Raw genomic sequence first — 19146 nt, forward strand, 5'->3', positions numbered from 1 at the left:
AATTGCATCGGCGCGGGCGGAACGAGCACGGCGCTCACCCCCACCGCCATGACCCTCTCCGATGCGCAGGCGCAGCCTTTAGATGTCACCGGGCAAGCCGGATCGATCTCCATCAGCGGCGGCACAGGCCAGCCCCCTTCGGTCACCGTCACCTTTCCCAATGGCGGCGAAACCTTGGCTGCGGGAACGAGCACCAATATCACTTACACGGCCACCGATCCCGACACCGACGACAATACTCTTCGCATTGCGGTGGAATACTCCACCAACAGCGGAGCCACCTGGTCGATGATCGCGTCGGATTCGGGCAACAGCGGCTCCTATCCCTGGACCGTACCCTCTGTCTCGACGACGCAGGCCCGGGTGAAGGTAACGGCCAGCGACGGCGTGTTGACGGGGAACGACACATCCAATAGCGATTTCACCATCACACAGCAGCAACCCGGTGATAATGTGCTGATTGTCGGGACGGCCACTGGTACGAGCGGCGGTCAGGCGACCGTCGCTCTCAGCCTTGACAATGACGATATTGTTAAAGGGATCCAGCTGGATATCGGCTACAATGCCTCGGTCGTCACCTATGTCAGCGGATCTGCGACGGGACGAGCGGCCGGCATGAGTTTTTCAGCCAGCGTGGTCGGCAGCGCCGTCCGGGTCATTATGTACTACTCTAATACCAGCACGATCGCCGCGGGAACCGGCGCCATCGCCAACCTGACCTTCAATTGCATCGGCGCGGGCGGAACGAGCACGGCGCTCACCCCCACCGCCATGACCCTCTCCGATGCGCAGGCGCAGCCTTTAGATGTCACCGGGCAAGCCGGATCGATCTCCATCAGCGGCGATCCCGGCGGCGCTCCGGTTCTGAATATTTTCGCCCTGAAAAACCCGGCCCGGCCGCGGACACTTCAGATCTTTGTTTCATCAGATCAAACCCTCTCGGCAAGTCCCACCGTCAGCGCGGGCTCAATCAATGTCAGCATGTCTTTGGTCGACGCTGTGGAACATACCTATATGGGTGTCGTGAGTCTTGGATCGAGTCAAAACTCCGCGGTGATCTCGGCGACCGGGACCAATGGAAGCCAACAGGGTAACGCGTCCATTACGGTCACGTTTTAAGGGAAGGATGAAGGAATGAATATGACGTCCATACAGATTACAATACGGCGTTTCAAGGGAATCGGAATCGTTCCGGTTCTACTCCCGCTCTTTTTCGGACTCGGCGCGGTCCTTTTCCTGACGGGATGCGGCGGCGACGATGGCGGGGGTCCCACGGAGCCCGGGACAAGTGCATCCGAGTACACCAGCCAGGGTTGGACGATCTTTGAGCAGGGTAATTATTCAGATGCTCTGGCCCGTTTCTCATCCGCCATCTCGAAGGACGCCTCCTACGGCCCGGCCTATGTGGGCCAGGGTTGGAGCCACCTGATGCTGAGCAGTTTCGGCAGCGCCAGCTCGAGCTTTAACAATGCGATCGCGCATGGAGCGACCGGCGCCGACGCCTACGGCGGCAAGGGGGCGACATTACTCGGGCTGCAATCCGCGGACCTTGCACAGGCTGTATCCGCGGCGCAGACAGCTCGCGCCCATTCCCCGAGTTTTGTTTTCGACCACCGGACGAGTTTCAATGTCAACGATCTCTATCTCGTCGAGGGTTGCGCCTTCGCCGGCCAGGCCCTCTACAACTCCGCCTTGGTCGCGGCCAACGCTATCGCCCCCAGTGGGATTGTTTCGACAAACTCATCCACCTGGATGGTTAATGGTGTGACCTATTCGACCTATGCCAAAGCGGTTCTTGCTTACCTGATGAAGATGTCCGAGCAGGAAGCCGGTTGATGAGAACGATTCCTTCGGAATCGTCAAAAGAGGAGAATGGATAATGAAAAGTCGGACCTTTCTGGTTTCATCCATGCTATTGCTGCTCCTGACATCCCTGACAAGGCTGGGCCTTGCCGATGAGGGAGAGAAGATGCAGTGCCTGCCGTCCCTCAACCTGACGCCGGCGATGTCGATAGATGCCGCGGCGAAACTGGATCCGCAGCTGATCATGGCCACCGGATTAGCGAACAAGGCGATGTCCGCGACCGCCCTGAAGCCGATCGGAGAGCGCATTGTTATACTGGGCGAGAGCTTGGATGATCTGATCTATCCCGTTCTCATCCGCACCGATCTCTCCGACATGGAACTCGCGGCTCTCGGCGCCCGCCCCGATTCCCGGGCCGGCGGCATCGTCTCGGCCGTCATACACGATCGGGATCTGGGCCGCCTGGCCTCCCATCCCGGTGTTAAGGCGATTGAGCCATCCTATTGGATGAATGCCAACCTTGATCTCTCGATTCCCGAGTGCCGGGCCAATCTAGTGAACGGCGGCGGGACCGGCTCCTATACGGGCGACGGCGTCATCTACGGCATTCTCGATACCGGTGTTGATATCACGCATAATGATTTTAAGGATGCCTCCGGAAACACCCGTATCCTCTATATTTGGGATCACTATTATGACGGCAACGCCCCCTCGGGTTTCAGCTATGGCACCGAGTACACGGCGGCGATGATCAACGGCGGCCAGGCCAATAGTTTCCAAGATGACGGCGGACATGGGACCCATGTCGCCGGAACCTCCGTGGGCGACGGATCCTCTCTAAATCCGGCCACCTATCGCGGTGTCGCATGGGAAGCCGATCTCATCGCCGTTCGCAACGGTTACTGCGATCTCTTCTGCTACGGCGGCGGGGAAGATCCCACCTGGGGTCCTGTCGACACAAAAGGCTCCATCGACGGCTTGAACTACATGATCCAGAAAGCGCAGGCCCTGGGGCACCCCCTGGTCGTCAATCAGAGCCAGGGTGTGACGATGGGGCCGCATGATGGAACAACACTGCTGGAAGAAGCCTATGACAACTTTATTGATCAGCAGAATCTCATCATCTGTATCGCCGCGGGGAATGATCAAGATTCCGATTGGCACGGACGCTACACCGTGTCACCGGGAGGCAATCAGATATTCACCATCAATAACGATACAAGCGTCGGGCTAAGTGGTTATATCGTCCTTGAATGCTGGTACAAAGCCGGAGATCAATTCTCCTGGAGAATCACCTCCCCCTCTGGGAGTTATGGCGAATTCAATCCTTCAACGGGCGGCAATTACCCCGGCTATATCACATCTGTAAATGACACGATGTACGCCTACACCACCACGTCCCATAACGTTAATGGTCAGGGATATATTCAGGTTTGGCTGCAAAACTTCACTAATGGTGTACAAAACGGGACCTGGTCACTGAGAGCCACCGCCGCCAACGGCCTCCCTGCGGGTGGTGTTGTCGATCTCTACTGCGAGCGGAACCAATACCCGGTCAAGGTCGTGAACGGATTGAATCTGACGTCGATTGTGGGGATGCCTGGAACGACCTCGGGCGCCATCACCGTCGCCGCTTACAACACAAAGATTGAATGGACGGCGCACAACGGGACGCACTACGCGCTCACTGATTACGGAATCAATGAAACGCTGTACGGCCTCGCGAGCTTCAGCTCACACGGCCCCCGCCGCGACGGCGCGCAGAAACCGAATATCGCCGCACCGGGCCAGATGATCGCATCGGCCTGGTCGGCCTTCTACTCGACATCGGAGGCGCTCATCGTACCGGGCGGAGAGCATATTCTCATGCAGGGAACGTCCATGGCTTGCCCGCATGTCTCCGGCGCCGTCGCCCTCATGCTGGAGGCCGATCCGGCGCTGACGGCCGCGGAAGTGAAATCGCTTCTTCAGACCCATGCCAGAACCGACAGCTACACCGGTGCGACACCCAACGCCAGCTGGGGTTACGGCAAGCTCGATGTTAAAGCGACGATCGACGCCATCAGCTCCGATCCCGGCGCCTGCGCGACCGTTCTTGGAGACGCCAACGGCGGCGGCACGGTTGACGTTCTCGATGTGATTGCGACGGTCAATCATATCCTGGGAACAACACCGCTCGGAGCCGGGGGGCAAGCCTGCGCCGATACCGACAGCAATTCACAAATCAACATCCTGGATGTGATCGGAATTGTGAACATTATTCTCGGCAAGTCTTATGACGCCCCGATCGCCCAGGGTCAAGAGGCCGAGTTGGAACCGGTCGCTTGGGCCGAATCCTTCCAACCGACATCGTACAACCTGACCCTCGACGACCATCGTCTCGGCGGCCTGCAGGTCTCCTTCATCCTGCCGCGCGGATATGAGCTGGCCGGCGATCCTGTTTTGCACGGCGCCATGAAGGGCACTCAGGTTGATTGCCACGAACGCATTGGACAGCACCACCTCGTCGCCTACAACCTGAGCGGCAGGCTCTCAGACACAGATGGCCCGCTCACGCTCGAGATCCCGGTTGTACAAACCTGGAACGGCGGCCAGGAGCTGGAACGCTTCGCCGTGACCAACATGGTGCTCGCCGATACTGAAGGCCGGGCGCTACAACTGGCCATCGATCCCATGCCCCTCGACCCTGATCAGGGCGCGGCGCCGGTGGGCCTGAAGGCCACGCTCTCCCGCACCTGGCCGAATCCATCCAAAGACGTGACGCAGGTCCGCTATCAGATCCCCGCCAGCGGCCGGGTCAAGATCGAGATCTACGATACGATGGGCCGCAAGGTGCGGTCGCTCTGGGACGGATGGCAGATGGCCGGCGACCACTCAATGGCGTGGGATTCCCGCGACGACAGCGGCCATCCCGTTGCCGGCGGCCTCTACTTCGTCAATATGATGACAAAGGATGGCGAGCAGAGCCGGAAGATTATGGTTGTGAGGTAAGTCTGGAAGTCTTTGCAGAGAGACAAAGAGACAAGCAAAACACCGTCGGATTCTCCTCCCGGCGGTGTTTTGCTTTGACCCGGCTTTGAATCTGCTTCGAACCCGCTTAAAACGCCACGATATAGGCGATCCACCCGGGACAATGATCCCCCTTCTCGGTCAGTCGGAAAACACCGTCACCCTCCCCGCTATCCTTCTCGGTTCCTTCCCAGTAAATCTCGGCCGACTTGAAACCGGCCTCCATGAGCAGCTCCCGCACCTCGGGGATCGTCCAAAAACGCCAATCATAGGTGAAGGCCTTGCGGATCTTCCGGCCGTCATTGAGATGAAAGTGAATATGAAAGAGAACCTCGTGCGTCAGGGGATTGAATCTCATCAGCTCCCAGAGATAGGTGAACCCCTCCATCTCTTTCTCTTCAATCGTCAGCTCCTGAGACTCCCAGCCGCCGAAAATATCCAGAACAAAAAGACCACCCGGCTTGAGCGCTCTCTTCGCATGGCGGAAATAATCCCTCAACTCCTCCCGCTTCTTGAAAATAAAGTACGAAAAGTTCATCGCCGCGAGAATATCGGCCTTGGGACTTGAGATCGAGCGCACATCGGCATGATGCAGCGTCAAGCGGGAGGCGGCTTCGCCCAGCGGTTTAATGTTATGCTCACGGCCCCAATCGAGAACTTCTTCATCGAGGTCCACGCCGATGGCCGTATTCTCCTTGCGGGTGCGAATCCATTCGGCCGCCATGGTCGCCGTCCCGCAAAAGTCTTCCCTCAGAATTTTGGGGAGACGGCCATGTTTCTTCTTAAAAATACGGTCCAGAAACCGGATATCGGCCTCGGGGCACTGTACAGAAAGTTCATAGAGCCGGTGGCGATCAGCTTCGATCCGGCTTTTTGTCTTTTTGGCCATACCCTTCCCTTCTGCTGGTGTTTGCATCAAGACTGTTATCTCGGAAAATGAGAAGTCCAGGTCAGGACATTACCGGGTCGGGATGAAATGATCAAGAGGGGCATAGCGCGGATCTAATGGACGGCGCACAATACCAGGGCCCGGCATCGGGGATCAGATCATCCTCCCCCGCTGCCGGAGGCAAGCCAATCCAGCATCTCTTTCCCCATCTTGGAGGGGCTCCGAAGGTCCAGAATCCCCTCTTTGGCGATGGTCTTATTGAGCACCTGGATTTTGCGGTCGATCTCTTCGAGTGATTTCGATACGAGCAGAAGTTCCCGTTTTCTTTCAAGCTGTGATTTGCGCTGATCCTCATGCCCTTTGATAAAAGCCTCGATCTGTGCGATTTCAGTACCAAGCGACTTTATCTTCTCGTCAAGATCAAGGGATGGATCCGCATAGAGATTGACAGCTTGGGTGCGCTCCCTCTTCAAGCTGATCAACTTGTTTGTCATTGTGATGATAATAGAGCGCGCCCTCTCAATTTTTGCGGCATCCGCCGGCGCCTGATCCTCCATCGCCTTGCGTATCTGCAGCATTTTTCGCTGTACATTAAGCTTGCGTCTCTGCAAATCCCTCAAGATACACAAGGGATGGTCCTGCTTGAGAATCGTTTCCATGATTTGAACCAGCATATCCGGACGGAACGGCTTGCACAGCAGGTAATCCGGCGGCACCGGAAGGGCCCGCAGGTTCTTCATATTTTCACGTGTCGGATTCGCCGTCATAAGAACAACGGGGATGGAATACCACTCGGCGCTCTGCAGCAGCATCATATAAAATTCAACCCCGCCGAGTCCCGGCAGATCAAGATCACAAAGAATCACGCGGGGAGGCGCCAAGGCGTTGTCCAGCCACTCCATCGCCTCGAGCCCATTCTCCCAACCGACCGCCACAAGTTTTTTGCGCTCGAGGATCTGGGTGATAAGTGACCTTTGGGCCGCATCACCTTCGACGATAAGAACATCGACCTCATCAGGATCGTCATCCCGGAGCGCGATACCATCCAGGCCGGGGAATACCTCAATAAGGGCATTCTGCTTGCCGGGTTCTGAATTCAGCATGGGGTTTCCTTGAGACATATATTTAACCAGCAGTTCCATCCCATCCACCGCCCGGTGGAAGATTTTGTCAGGCCGCCATCCTCTCGCTCCCGGTGACGCCCATTCCGGCCTGCCGTTTCAAAGGCAGCCGCAGAATCCATCGAACAAGACCCGGCTGGCTTCCATCAACCAGCAAACGGCCGCCCAAGGCCTTGGCATGCGCCGCCGCCCGCGACAAACCGCTCCATAGGATGCGCCGGCGAACCCATGGGTTCGGCATCCAGGCCACCGTGGGATCAGCATGGGTATCCGGAGCCGCCGACGGAAATTCAAGGAACACCAGCAATCGTTGTCCTTTGCGGCCACCGGAGAGGTGGAGTGAACCAACCTTCCGGCGGGCCACCTCCTCTATGCCGCGGCTTAGGAGGGCTTCCAGAGCGCCATGAATATGGGGGCCTCCCGCCGGCAGCGTGGCGATATCTTTGGGGATCTCGACGGTGAGATCAACATCAGCGGCTATAAGACGCGGCTCCATTTCCGCTTGTACATTTCTAAGCGCCTTCTCAACCGAAAGGGAGCGCTCCTGCGAGGCCGTGACCGATCCCCTGAGGGATTCCTGTCGATCCTGGACCCATTGCGACAACTCACTCAGCGTTCGAGAAAATGGTTCCCATGACTCCATTTTCCCTTCCTTCCCCGCATCCGGAATCCCGCCGGCATGACCTCTCATTTGTTGAAGCTTCGTTTGGATCCACGCTAGATCCTGCCTCATCCGGATCAGCTCGCCGGCGAGAGCGTTCAACTCGCCTTGATCCTGCTGCACCAGCTTCTCCATCTCTTGTGTGTAGGCTCTCATATCCCGGCGTATCCGCATGAGCTGCATCGCGCGGGTCAAGGTGGCCAGCAGCTCCACGCGGGCCACCGGCTTGATGAGGTAATCAAAGGCTTCCCAACGAACCGCTTTCGCCGCCGTGTGAACATCCTGCCGCGCCGTGAGAAGGACAATCGGCGTATCGGAATGGCGGCGCTTCAGCGAGCGCAGGAGGGTCAGACCGCTGCGGCCGGGAAGGGTGATGTCTGTAACGACCAAAGCCGGTTTCTCTGTCGGAAAGAGGGCCCGAGCCTCTTCGGCTGTTTTGGCCGTGACCACCGGATATCCCGCTTGCCGCAGCCAGGTCTCCAGCAGTCTTCGCAAGGGCTCCTCCGGCTGCACCAGCAGGATCTTCAAATCTTGTGGCCGCATAACGTCCCCCTTCACAACATGTTGTTAGCCTTCAATCGGCGGTGTTCCACTCGGTTTATCGGCTTTCCAGAGAGGGATCTGGAGCAATGGAACAGGTGAAGAAAAGGGTCCTGTGAGGCGAATCGTCCGTCTCACCACAGGGGTGAGGCCTTCCGGCGGATAAAAAAAGCCCCTCCTCGAAGGGCGAGGAGGGGCATACCGGTCACATAGAGCGGTGGATCAGATCATCTTTTCCGGTAACGGCGGTCCCAGCTTATCCAGGCACTCGATCAGGTCGATGACCCGGTTCGCGTACCCCCACTCGTTGTCATACCAGGAGAGAACCTTGACGAATCCGCCGGGAAGAACGCGGGTGGAGAGTCCGTCAAAAATCGATGAATGGGGATTCCCGATGACATCGCTGGAGACGATCGGCTCCTCGGTGTATTCCAGAACCCGCTTGAGGGGACCCTCGGCCGCCGTCTTCACCGCGGTATTAACATCTTCGACCGTCGCGTCCCTGTTCAATTCCACAACAAGGTCGACGATGGATCCATTGGGAACAGGCACCCGCATGGCGATGCCGTCGAGTTTTCCGGCGAGGTTGGGAAGCACCTTGCCGACCGCTTTCGCAGCGCCGGTCGTCGTGGGGATAATATTCTCCGCCGCCGCCCGGCTCCGTCTTAGATCCTTGTGGGGAACATCGGCCAGGCGCTGGTCATTTGTATAAGCGTGCACCGTGGTCATAATCCCCTTCTTGATCCCAAATGTATTATCGAGAATCATTGCGATGGGAGCGAGGCAGTTCGTGGTGCAGGAGGCGTTGGAGACAATCCGGTGCTCAGGCTTCAAGACATGTTCATTGACCCCGATCACGACCGTGGCATCAATCTCATCTTTGGATGGAACGGTCAGGATCACCCGCCTGGCGCCCGCCTTCAGATGCATCGCCACCTCATCGCGAAGCCGGAAACGACCGGTCGCCTCCACAACGACGTCTATGCCGAGCTTCTCCCACGGCTGTTCCATTGGATCTCTTATGGCCATCATTTGGGTTTTCTGCCGTCCGGCGTAAAGCATGTCCCCCTCCAGCCGGAGTTCACCCTCAAAGACCCCCATGACCGTATCGTACTTCAACAGATAGGCGAGACCCTTGTTATCCGCGATATCGTTGATGGCCAGCACTTCGATATCCTCGCGCTGGTTTAAAAGCCGGTAGACGCTCCGCCCGATTCGTCCAAATCCATTAATGGCGATCCGTATTTTCATTCTTCAGAACCTCCCGCAATTTTCTTTTTCTTGAAGCTCTATCGCATTATCCGACAGGATTGGGCGACGGAATTTTCGCTAGTTTTTGTATAAGCTCCACCACACGATTGGCATATCCCCAGCCGTTGTCATACCAGGTCACTGTTTTCAGCAAATTTCCGCCGATCACGAGCGTGGACAGGGAATCAAAAATGGCAGAATGGGGATTCCCGATGATGTCGCTCGAAACGATGGGGCTTGTCGAAAATTCCACAATATTTTTGTATGTCGATTGAGCCGCGCTCCAGACCAGCTTGTTGACCTCAGCGGCGGTCACGTTACGCGACATCAAAGTAACCAAATCGACGGTGGAACCGTCGGGGACAGGGACATTCATGGCGATGCCGTCGAATTTCCCCTTGAGACCCTTCACCATCGCTTCAACGGCCTGCGGCGCCCATGTTGACGCGGGAATGATATTCTCGGCCGCGGCGCGGGAGCGTCTGAGCTCCTCATGCGGCACGTCGGCCAGGCGTTGATCGTTTGTATAGGCATGGACGGTCGTCATGAAGGCCTTATCTATTCCAAAAGCCTCATGCAGGATCTTCGCGATCGGCGCGACGGCATTGGCCGTGCAGGAGGCATTGGAGATGATCTTGTGCTCCGGTTTCAAATCACCGTCATTCACGCCCATGACGATCATCGCATCGATCCTGTCCCGCGGCGGCACCGTGAGGATCACCTTGTTCGCGCCGGCATCGATGTGTTTCTGAAGCCAATCCCTGGTGCGGTATTTCCCCGTCGCCTCGACGACGATCTCCACCCCCAACTCGGCCCAATTCACATCGCCCGGTTCGCGTTTCATCAATATGCCGATCTGCCGGCCCTTGATATACATCGCCCCGCCATGAACGGAGAAGGGCTCATTAAAATGGCCGTGGACCGTATCAAAGCGGAGTAGATATTCCAGCGAGCTGGGCTCGGCGATATCGCAGATCGCAACGATATCGATTTCCGGCCGGTTGTAGGCGATCCGGAAGATATTGCGGCCGATACGTCCAAAACCCATCAATCCAATTCGAACACTCATACCGTTTCCTCTTTCTCTCGATTTCCGCCGAATTTGTACCGGTCTATGGCCCGGATCGGCCCCTAGACCCTCCCTGTATCTATCGGCCTGCGGAACTCTTTCTCCTTACGCCATTCGCGTCTCACTGTTCCGTTCATCCCTTGCTGTGATAGGCTGCATCACATTAGAGGTTAACGCAACCGGCTTGGAACTCCACGCATACACCCGCGGTTCCAATATACGCCGGCTCGAACGAGAGGAGTCTCATGATGAAACTTGGAGCCTTTGGCGCTATGGCCACCCTTCTCCTTCTGACCCTACCCGCCATGATCGGCGCGACTCCGGCGGGGATTGATCAGGGCGACTTCTGCCCCCTCACGCGAATCATGGCGGATGGATCCGAGGAGGCGGCCGGGGAAGTCATTCTTCTGGAAGGGGTTAACGGACCTGTGACTTTCCTTCACAATGTGCTCGGGGCCTCCCATATCCGTCTTGAAGACCCATCGGGGCCCGTCGAGGTCACCCACTACCGGGCTTTGCTGCCGGAATACGATCTCATCGTCCTTGAAGCCGCACTGACGGGCGCCGCCTGGCCCGCTCCCCAGGCCGTAACGGCGGAAAGCGAAACCCTCTGGACCTACAGCCGCAAGGAGCCCAAGCCCTTCGCAGCCCTCTGTGCGGGATCGGTTGAGGTGCCGCCGGGTTTGCGGTTGCTGCATCTCTCGGCCTCCCCCCGGGGACCAGCCCCGGTGCTTGATTGCAATGGGCGGCTCGTGGCCATAGGCGGTCATCTTGTCACCACCGAGGGAATCCTGGCTTATGGGATTCCCTCCAAGGCGCTGGTCGAGTTGCAACACCAATCCCTTGAGAAACGCGCGCTACTGCCCCTCTCGGCGCTCGACCGGCCGGAGCCGCGCTGGCTCAATCCGACGCTCCCGGAGGGCGCCACCCTCTGCGGCGGTTTGCTGGTTCGGGAGAAGGATATGGAGCGGGGTTTGGGATATCTCCATAAAGCCGTGGCGGATGGACCGGATCTCGCCGAGGCCTTCTACGAATTGGGCTATGCCTACAATATGCAGAAGCTTGGGGATGACGCGATCGCCGCCTTCAGCCGGGCCGATAGCCTGCGCCCCTGTTATGCCTTGGCGCTTATCCACAGCGGGGCGACCTACTTTATGCTGAGGAACTACGCCAAAGCCGAGTCGCTCTATCTTGCCGCCGGTGCGTGCGATTCCACCAATACCTTGGTCTATCTCAACCTGAGCGGAATCGCCAGCTTGAACAAACGGAAAGATAAAGTGGAGAGCTATTTGCAAAAGGTCCTCGAACTGGATCCCGACAAAGATGTAGCCCGCTTCAATCTGGCGATGGTGTGGAATTCGGTCGGCCGCAGAAAGGACGCCCTCGAGCAGTTGAGGATTCTCAACGAAAACTGCAGCTATTACGGCGTTATGCTGGATCGTTACTTGAACAAAAAGGAATAAACGCAGGCGAATCCCTTTAAAATTAAGGATAATAAAAGCCCGGTGAATCGATCACGTGCGCATCCGATTCACCGGGCTTATTTTTGACATTGTCGTTTTAAGAACGGCTCTTACTGCTCGTCTCCGACAATCGAAGCCTTCTCGATAATCACGGGCTCTTTGGGAACATCGCTGTACATTCCGACCTTGCCGGTGGGAACCTTGGCGATGGCTTCAACGACTTCCATCCCCTTGACAACCTTTCCAAAGACCGCATACCCGAAACCTTGGGGGGTCTCACCCCGGTGGTCCAGGCTTTCGTTGTCAGTCAGGTTAACAAAAAACTGAGATGTGGCGCTGTTGATCTCATTCGTCCGCGCCATGGAAAGAGTGCCTTTTAAGTTCTTGAGGCCGTTGCCGGCTTCATTCTCTATCGGTTTGTGTGTATCCCGCTTCTTCATATCCGGCGTAAATCCGCCGCCTTGAATCACGAATCCGGGAATCACTCTGTGGAAAATAAGCCCGTCAAAAAAACCCTCGGTGACATAGCTCAGGAAATTCTCCACCGATATGGGGGCTTTCTCGGGATAAAGCTCGATCACCATATCGCCCATGTTGGTCTTAAAGAGTACTTTGGATGCTGTCACTTTGGCCTCTTCCTTTGTGGCGGGTGCGCCTTCATCATCCGCTTGAGCGGGTCCGGGAACCAGCAGCGCAAGTCCCAGCACGAGAACGACCATCAGGATGGTAACCCTACGGATCATCATTGCCTCCTTCCGAATGTAAGCCGCCCGGCCCCCGGCGGACTACCTCAACTCAAAACTCAGGGCCGCATCTCTATCGGATACTACGCCAACACCGCCCAAGTTTCAAAGGTGGATAGGATCGCGGCGCCTATTCTGGAGATGCCGGATCCGGAGCTCGAGCCCCGTTGGAGCGAGTATGGACCAGAACCCCCGGTGGGGAAACCGGTTCCCCGCTCCGGTTCCCCGCTGCGATGGACTGGGTTCGTGACAGGACTTAGGATTCATCCCCCAGGCTTGCCAACAATGTCCTGACCTCGGGCGCGTCAGGCCGTTCGGGATAGAGTTCCAGATACCTTTCCAATAGCTGCCTGCCCTCCCCCAGATTCCCCTGGTGGATTCGAAGTTGCGCCAGCAGGAGCAAGATCCCGGGATGCCGGGGATCCGTCGCATATCCCTCTTCCAGAACCGATTCCATATCCTGCACCTTTTCCAGACTCATATAGAGCCGCGCAAGATCGGCCCGCAATGAGGCATCCTCCGGCTGCAGGCGGCGAACCGCCTCATAGTAGGGAACCGCCTCCCGGATCCGACCCTGCCGGATCAACAGGGAACCCATATTGAAATGGGCATCGGATAAAGTGGAATCGAGTTCGATGCTTTTTACAAAGGCCTCCTCCGCGCGCGCCGGTCTCCCAAGGCGATCTTGAACAATGCCGAACCCGCTCCAAGCGGCCGCATCCTCCGGCTGATGGCGGAGCAGCTTCTCGAAGCTGTCATGCGCTTCATCGAGCCGGTTCAGGGCGGCCAATGACTTGGCCCGCACCATAAGAGCATCCATCCGGCTTTCGTCGGATGCGAGGGAGCGGTCGGCCCATTCCAAGGCCTTTTCGAACTGCCCGGCCTGGAACTGAACCAAAGCGATCCGCAGGAAGGCATTGGCTTCCTGGCGGAGATTCCACGCTCCGATGGCATCCTTCGGATCGGGAAGGCCGCATTCCCAGCCGGGCCGCTCGATCGCCCTCTCCGGCGTGGAGCCGCCGAGATACCCGAGGCTCCGGAGCTTCTCCATCGTCTCCGCATCGGGCGCTTCAGCAAGCGGCGAGAGCCGATACGGACTGCTGCGCTGAAGATAATCGTCCATCGCGGCGGATAGCTCCGCCGCCTTCGCCCGTTCTTGGTGATACAGATCCAGCGCCTCATCGGGATCGCGCTCGAGGTTGAACAATTCCGGCCGCGGTCCGCGGATATATTTCCACGGCCCGTCGCGCCATCCCAGCAATTCGCTCCAGTGGTGGGTCATGCGCGGATAATAGGTTTCGAAGTAGGTCGGCCTCTCAGACAGGCGGATTGTCGACCCGGCGGCCGCGACCGCAAGTTCGCTCATCAAATTGTCCCCCTGGAACATGGCGGGGATTTTCAAACCACAGGCGCCCATCAGGGTCGGGGCGACATCGATCAAACGCGCCGTCCCCTCGATCGAGGCCGCTGGAATCTGCGGTCCGGCCATGATCCAGGGAACCCTCATGGTCGTCTCGTAGAGCAGAAAGCCGTGGCCGACTTCTTCATGTTCGTGAAAGGCTTCGCCGTGATCGGAAACAACCGCCACGATGGTGGAGTTTAACAAATCTTGTTGTTCCAGCCGGCCGAGCAAAGATCCGATCAGCGAATCGCAGTAGGCCACCTCGCCTCCATAGGGATTGCCCCGGAATTCTGCTTGGAAGGGGGGTGGCGGATCATACGGCTGGTGGGGATCGAAGAGATGAACCAGCAGAAAGAAGGGATTCCCGCCGCGCCGCTTGGGCTCGAGCCATTCGATGGCGCGCGAGACCGTTTCACCTCCCCGCCGTTCCGCTCCCTGGCGCGTCGCCTTCATCGGCTCAAACTGAATTTCAAAGACGGGAAATCCCATTGAAAAATCATCATCATAAAGATCGAAACCCTGATGGATCCCCGTTTCCGCGCGAATGGGATAGGCCGAGACAAAAGCCGCTGTTGCAAAGCCGCCGGCCTTAAAACTTTCGGCAAGCGTTTCAGCCTCCCCCGCCAGTTTAAAATTCGAGTTGTCCCGTATCCCGTGCAGGTCGGGCGGCAGGGAGGTGAGGATGGTGGTAATGGATCCCAGGGTGTAGGGATTCTGTGTGACCATTTTTTTAAAAAGAAGACCCCGGGCGGCGAGAGCGTCGATGTGGGGCGTCTTCGCCGTGGATGAGCCATAGGCGCCGATCGCATCGGCCCGCGTCGTATCGAGAATGATCAGTAGAACGTTTGGACGCCGCGGCGCCCGGCTGCATCCGCCGAACAGCGCAAACCAGAATCCCGAGACAACAAGGAGCCCAAAGATCACAGAGAATCCGGCATATCGCCTCATCCGGGAGATTCCCATCCAAAACACTCTCATCTAAAACCTCCTCTTTTCCGGAACCGGCTTCAGGGCTAGTATGAAACACCGGTGGATGAAATGGCAAACCAAAGGGCCCGCATGAAACGCGGCGATCTTTAAGGGCACATACCTGGAGGATTCAAATTGGAGGTTCAGACGCGACCGATTGCGTATGGGATTAAACTCCTCTTCACCGATGGCACGGTGTTGAACTGGTATAGAGACAGCAAGCGCCGCACCGTCACCACCGAGAAAAACCCCGCCGGTCACAACTTTCCCTCATCCGATCCCACGGGAGAGGGAATCTTGAAGACGATGAATCTCTCCAATGATATCGAACTCCGCCGCTTGCTGGGCTTATCCTCCACCCCGCCCGATCCGGTGGTGTTGGCCGGGGAGGGATGGGCCACCGCCGCCTTCGATGGCGGATGCAAACCCAACCCGGGACCCGGCGGTTGGGGCGCACTTCTCCCGGACGGCCGTGAGCTGAAGGGCGGCGCCCTTCAGACGACAAATAACCGCATGGAACTGACGGCGGCCATCAGGCTCCTGGAATCGACAAAGGGGCCGATCCGCCTGCTGGGTGACAGCTCGTATGTTATCCGGGGCGTGACGGAGTGGTTGCCGGCCTGGATTCGCCGGGGTTGGCTGAAGGCGGATGGCGCACCGGTGGAGAACCGGGACCTCTGGGAACGGCTGTCGCAACTCATCAAAGGCCGCCCGCTGAAATGGGAGTTCGTCCGGGGCCACCGCGGCCATCCGATGAATGAGCGCTGCGACCAGCTCGCGACCCAGGCGCGCGAAGAGATGATGGGCGGCGGCTGAGATCCGATCAAGAGCGTCCGTTACGCCGGCCGGCGGCCGGATTGTGATTTGCAATTAGCACTTCGTAACCCCACTCCGATATCCCATCAAACGAATTCAATTCTGCAATAAAGTCCTTCTTTCGGTTTCACAATGCCTTCCATGAATCCACCCATTCTTTTAAGTCTATTTTCACTCTTTTAATTTATAGGGCCCTGTCGATAAGAGAACAAAAAGGAGCCGTCATGAGCCATCATCCCCACACCTCTTCATGTCGAATCCGGATCCAATGCCCCCCTCTCATCTGTGCGGCCCTTCTCTATTCCGCCATCAGTCTCATTCCATCAGGAGGCTCGGCGGGAACCCTTGTGAGCGGGGAAGCCGCCGGGCTTTGGGATCCGGCGGGAAGCCCTTACTGGGTTGAAGGGGATCTTTTTGTGCCGCGGGATTCATCTCTTACGATCGCGCCGGGGGTTGAAGTCCGCTTTCGAGGGCCTTATCAATTGCTTGTGAACGGCGCCCTCTACGCCGCCGGCGCTGAAAACGATTCGATCCTCTTTACACGCGACAAACCGAATCCGGAGGAAAGGTGGCGGGGGCTCCGCTTTATCGAATCGGACAGCGCCTCTATCATCGCGTACTGCCGCATCGAGCAGGTGCTTTCATCACCCGACTACCCCGATGTTCGCGGCGGGGGTGTTTATTGCAAACTCTGCTCTCTCACCATCCGCCATTGCCTGATTCAGCATAATCAATCTCATAATGAAAATTGGAACGGCACCGGCGGGGGCGTCGCCTCGGTGAACGCATGGCCCCTCATCGAGTATTGCACCATCCGGAACAACACCGCCGATTCGGGGGGAGGGATCGCCCTGCTGGAAGACAACTCTTCACTCAGCGGGGTCCCCGTCATCCGCATGAATCTCATCAGCGGCAATACGGCTCCCTATTGCGGCGGGGGGATCTATGCCGGCGCCTTCTCAACACCGCGAATCGAAAACAATGTGATTACCGGCAATATCGCCAGAGGATTCGGCGGCGGCGGCATCGCGCTGTGGACTTCCAACACACTGCATTTGAGAATCGTCGACAATAATATTCTCTCCGAGAATCACTCCACCAGCGACGGCGGCGGCTTTTACATTCGATATGATTTTTCATCTCTCCGCAACAACACCATCGTGAACAATACCGCCGGCGCATCCGGCGGCGGCGTCTATGTTCTCAATTTCGGCGGTGATGATTTCCCCAGCCTTGCAAGCGCGATTGTTTGGGGGAACACGGCGCCTCGCGGTGGATCGATTCATATCTACACTGACACGACCGCCTTTGCGGTGTCGTATTCCGACATCGAGGGTGGGTGGCCGGGAATCGGCATGATCGATGACGACCCTCAATTCGCTGATGCCGGCTACCATCTCGATAGTGCGAGCTTGTGCATCGACCGCGGGGACCCCGACAGCGCCCGTGATGATCTCTGCTTCCCTCCCTCCCAGGGATCCGCACGGAACGACATGGGCGCCTACGGCGGTCCCCTGGCCTGCGACTGGCCGGTGCAGGATCCGGCCGCCGTCCAAGAAGGGGGGTTTGTTAAAGCGACTCTGTTCGCATTCAACCGGCCCAACCCCTTCGATTCAATGACGACCCTTCAATTGGAACTGCCGAGGGACGGGGAAGCGAGCGTCGAGATTTATGATCTCCGGGGAAGGATGGTCCGCAGGCTTATGGATGGCAAGCGCCTTCCGGCCGGGTCGCACCGCTTGGCATGGGACGGACTGGCGGGGAACGGCGCGCCCGTCCCCTCGGGCATCTACTTCTACCGGATCGTTGCCGGGATTTATCAGGGTGAAGGCCGGATGATTCTACTGCGGTAGCGCGGCTCCGGCCTTACCGCAATCGGACGATCTTTTGTACAAGTGAAGTCTCCGGCGTCCAGGCCTTCACCCAGTAGATACCGCCGGCGACCGCGCGGCCGGAATCATCGCGTCCGTCCCAAACCCATTGCGTTATACCCGCGGCCAGGGATCCGCGATGGAGGCCTCTCACACGGCGCCCGCTGATATCGTATATCGCGACCGATACAAGGGCCTCCCGCGAGAGGCTGAGGGAGATGTGGCCCGGGCCGCTGGCGGGATTCGGCCAGGCGCGCAAGCTCGGATCGATGCCGGTCGTGGCGGCCGGCGTGGACGAGATCGGAAAATTCTCTTCTCCGGGAGTCGGCTCCGCGAAATAATCAAAGGGGCAGGAGCCGTCGGTGCTGCGTCCCCAGGAAATGTCATCCCCCTGCGGACCAAAGAAAACGAGATCCACGGATTCTACGGCGGCCCCCATCCGGTGCAGGGCGATCCCCTCCCCGTTGCGCCCCAGCTTGAAATTCGCATGCACCGGTCCCTGCCACATGTCTTCATCGGCCCAGACAATGAAGTGCCCATAGGGTTCAATGAATGTGTCCGGAAAGGCCCAGGCGTACGGTACCGTCAGATCATCGGTCAAGTAATATCCTGAAAGATAGATCGTCTCATCGGTGCTATTATATAATTCAATCCAATCATCGTATTCGCCGTACTCATCTTGTAGCGTGGTGAGATTGGCGGCCATCAATTCGTTGATCACAAGATCCTGATGAATCATGAAAGACGGGATGGCCGTCTCCAGGTAGGCATTGCGCGCTTCAACAAAATCGGACAATTCATCAACGCCGTCATAGAACCAGCGATTGCTTTCCCACCCGAATTTCCGCCAATCACGCTCCGTATCGAAGAGTATCCGGTCATGCGCGTCTTGGAACTTTCCCGCCATCGCGTTGTCGGCGAAAATCGTCTCCATCCGGTATTGCATATTGCAGAGATGCGCATTTCTGATCGCGCCGACTTCCATCATCCGGTAGGCGAGAACATTGAATGTCGGACTAGCCCCTCGTATCGGGGACGTCGTTGCCGTCCATGTCGTGTCAAAAAGGGCCTGAATGCCGAAGGAAAGATCGAGATCCCAGGGCCATATCTGCCAGCGGTCGGTGGTCATATCGCGGACGACGAAATAATTCTTCCAAATCCAATCAAAACCACCCTGCAATATCTGATTGCTGTAATAATTGACAAAGTTCTCCACATCGAAAACGCGGATCAGGCTGTCATAGACCGCCGCAGACGGCGTCGTATTTAACATTTCGATCAGGGAAATAATGTCTCCCCAGCTCTCTATGTCTTCAAAGGTCTCCTTTGTATACATTTCTTTATAGGCCGCCGAATCGGGCAGCAACGCCAGTCTGTCATAACATTTATAGATGAGAGTGCTGTCTTCCAGGTTGTGATTCTCGAGAAAATGCTCATCCGGATGCTCGACCATCAAGTAGGTTCCAACGTTGTAATTGTTGATGACGAGATGGATCGGTTCCGTATCCGGGGCCGGCACGCCGGTATCCCGAAACATC

14 protein-coding genes are annotated in these 19146 nt (G+C 57.5%); 6 read left to right on the plus strand and 8 right to left on the minus strand.

Features of this window, described 5'->3' with window-relative positions; translation table 11 throughout:
• From KJ970_01035 to KJ970_01045, 3 genes are all read left to right on the plus strand, one after another.
• The coding region (locus KJ970_01035; GenBank protein MBU2689485.1) for a cohesin domain-containing protein at nucleotides 1-1119 on the plus strand (1119 nt) is incomplete at its 5' end.
• Between the two features lie 15 nt (nucleotides 1120-1134).
• A complete protein-coding gene (locus KJ970_01040; protein ID MBU2689486.1) occupies nucleotides 1135-1836 on the plus strand; it encodes a hypothetical protein in 702 nt (233 codons plus the stop codon).
• 43 nt (nucleotides 1837-1879) lie between these two features.
• On the plus strand, nucleotides 1880-4795 hold the full coding sequence (locus KJ970_01045) for a S8 family serine peptidase (GenBank protein MBU2689487.1): 2916 nt from the start codon (nucleotides 1880-1882) through the stop codon (nucleotides 4793-4795).
• A gap of 106 nt (nucleotides 4796-4901) precedes the next feature.
• Here the strand turns inward: KJ970_01045 and KJ970_01050 are convergent, their stop codons facing one another.
• The 5 genes from KJ970_01050 to gap (KJ970_01070) all read right to left on the minus strand — a co-directional run bounded on the left by KJ970_01050 (nucleotide 4902) and on the right by gap (KJ970_01070) (nucleotide 10344).
• On the minus strand, nucleotides 4902-5702 hold the full coding sequence (locus tag KJ970_01050) for a methyltransferase domain-containing protein (GenBank protein ID MBU2689488.1): 801 nt from the start codon (nucleotides 5700-5702) through the stop codon (nucleotides 4902-4904).
• Nucleotides 5703-5860: 158 nt separating this feature from the next.
• On the minus strand, nucleotides 5861-6805 hold the full coding sequence (locus KJ970_01055) for a response regulator (protein MBU2689489.1): 945 nt from the start codon (nucleotides 6803-6805) through the stop codon (nucleotides 5861-5863).
• A 67-nt stretch (nucleotides 6806-6872) separates the two neighbouring features.
• The gene (locus KJ970_01060; GenBank protein ID MBU2689490.1) at nucleotides 6873-8027 is read right to left on the minus strand and encodes a response regulator; all 1155 of its coding nucleotides are present in this window, start codon (nucleotides 8025-8027) and stop codon (nucleotides 6873-6875) included.
• Between the two features lie 219 nt (nucleotides 8028-8246).
• A complete protein-coding gene (gene gap, locus KJ970_01065; protein MBU2689491.1) occupies nucleotides 8247-9275 on the minus strand; it encodes a type I glyceraldehyde-3-phosphate dehydrogenase in 1029 nt (342 codons plus the stop codon).
• 46 nt (nucleotides 9276-9321) lie between these two features.
• Entirely contained in the window at nucleotides 9322-10344 is a 1023-nt protein-coding gene (gene gap, locus KJ970_01070; protein ID MBU2689492.1) for a type I glyceraldehyde-3-phosphate dehydrogenase, read from the minus strand.
• Between the two features lie 245 nt (nucleotides 10345-10589).
• Here gap (KJ970_01070) and KJ970_01075 point away from each other — a divergent pair, with 245 nt between their 5' ends.
• Entirely contained in the window at nucleotides 10590-11807 is a 1218-nt protein-coding gene (locus tag KJ970_01075) for a tetratricopeptide repeat protein (GenBank protein ID MBU2689493.1), read from the plus strand.
• 110 nt (nucleotides 11808-11917) lie between these two features.
• On the opposite strand, the gene KJ970_01080 is transcribed toward KJ970_01075, so the two are convergent.
• Entirely contained in the window at nucleotides 11918-12526 is a 609-nt protein-coding gene (locus tag KJ970_01080) for a peptidyl-prolyl cis-trans isomerase (protein ID MBU2689494.1), read from the minus strand.
• A 280-nt stretch (nucleotides 12527-12806) separates the two neighbouring features.
• A complete protein-coding gene (locus KJ970_01085) occupies nucleotides 12807-14930 on the minus strand; it encodes a sulfatase-like hydrolase/transferase (GenBank protein ID MBU2689495.1) in 2124 nt (707 codons plus the stop codon).
• A 297-nt stretch (nucleotides 14931-15227) separates the two neighbouring features.
• On the opposite strand from KJ970_01085, the gene KJ970_01090 reads away from it, so the two are divergent.
• Complete coding sequence (locus KJ970_01090; GenBank protein MBU2689496.1) at nucleotides 15228-15737, plus strand: ribonuclease HI; 510 nt, start codon at nucleotides 15228-15230, stop codon at nucleotides 15735-15737.
• A 224-nt stretch (nucleotides 15738-15961) separates the two neighbouring features.
• Nucleotides 15962-17590, plus strand: a complete 1629-nt coding sequence (locus KJ970_01095) for a hypothetical protein (protein MBU2689497.1) — start codon at nucleotides 15962-15964, stop codon at nucleotides 17588-17590.
• A gap of 13 nt (nucleotides 17591-17603) precedes the next feature.
• Here KJ970_01095 and KJ970_01100 read toward each other — a convergent pair.
• Nucleotides 17604-19146: CotH kinase family protein (locus tag KJ970_01100; protein ID MBU2689498.1), on the minus strand; the 1543-nt coding region annotated here is incomplete at its 5' end.

The sequence above is a fragment of the Candidatus Eisenbacteria bacterium genome (genome assembly GCA_018831195.1).
Lineage (GTDB): Bacteria > Eisenbacteria > RBG-16-71-46 > CAIMUX01 > JAHJDP01 > JAHJDP01.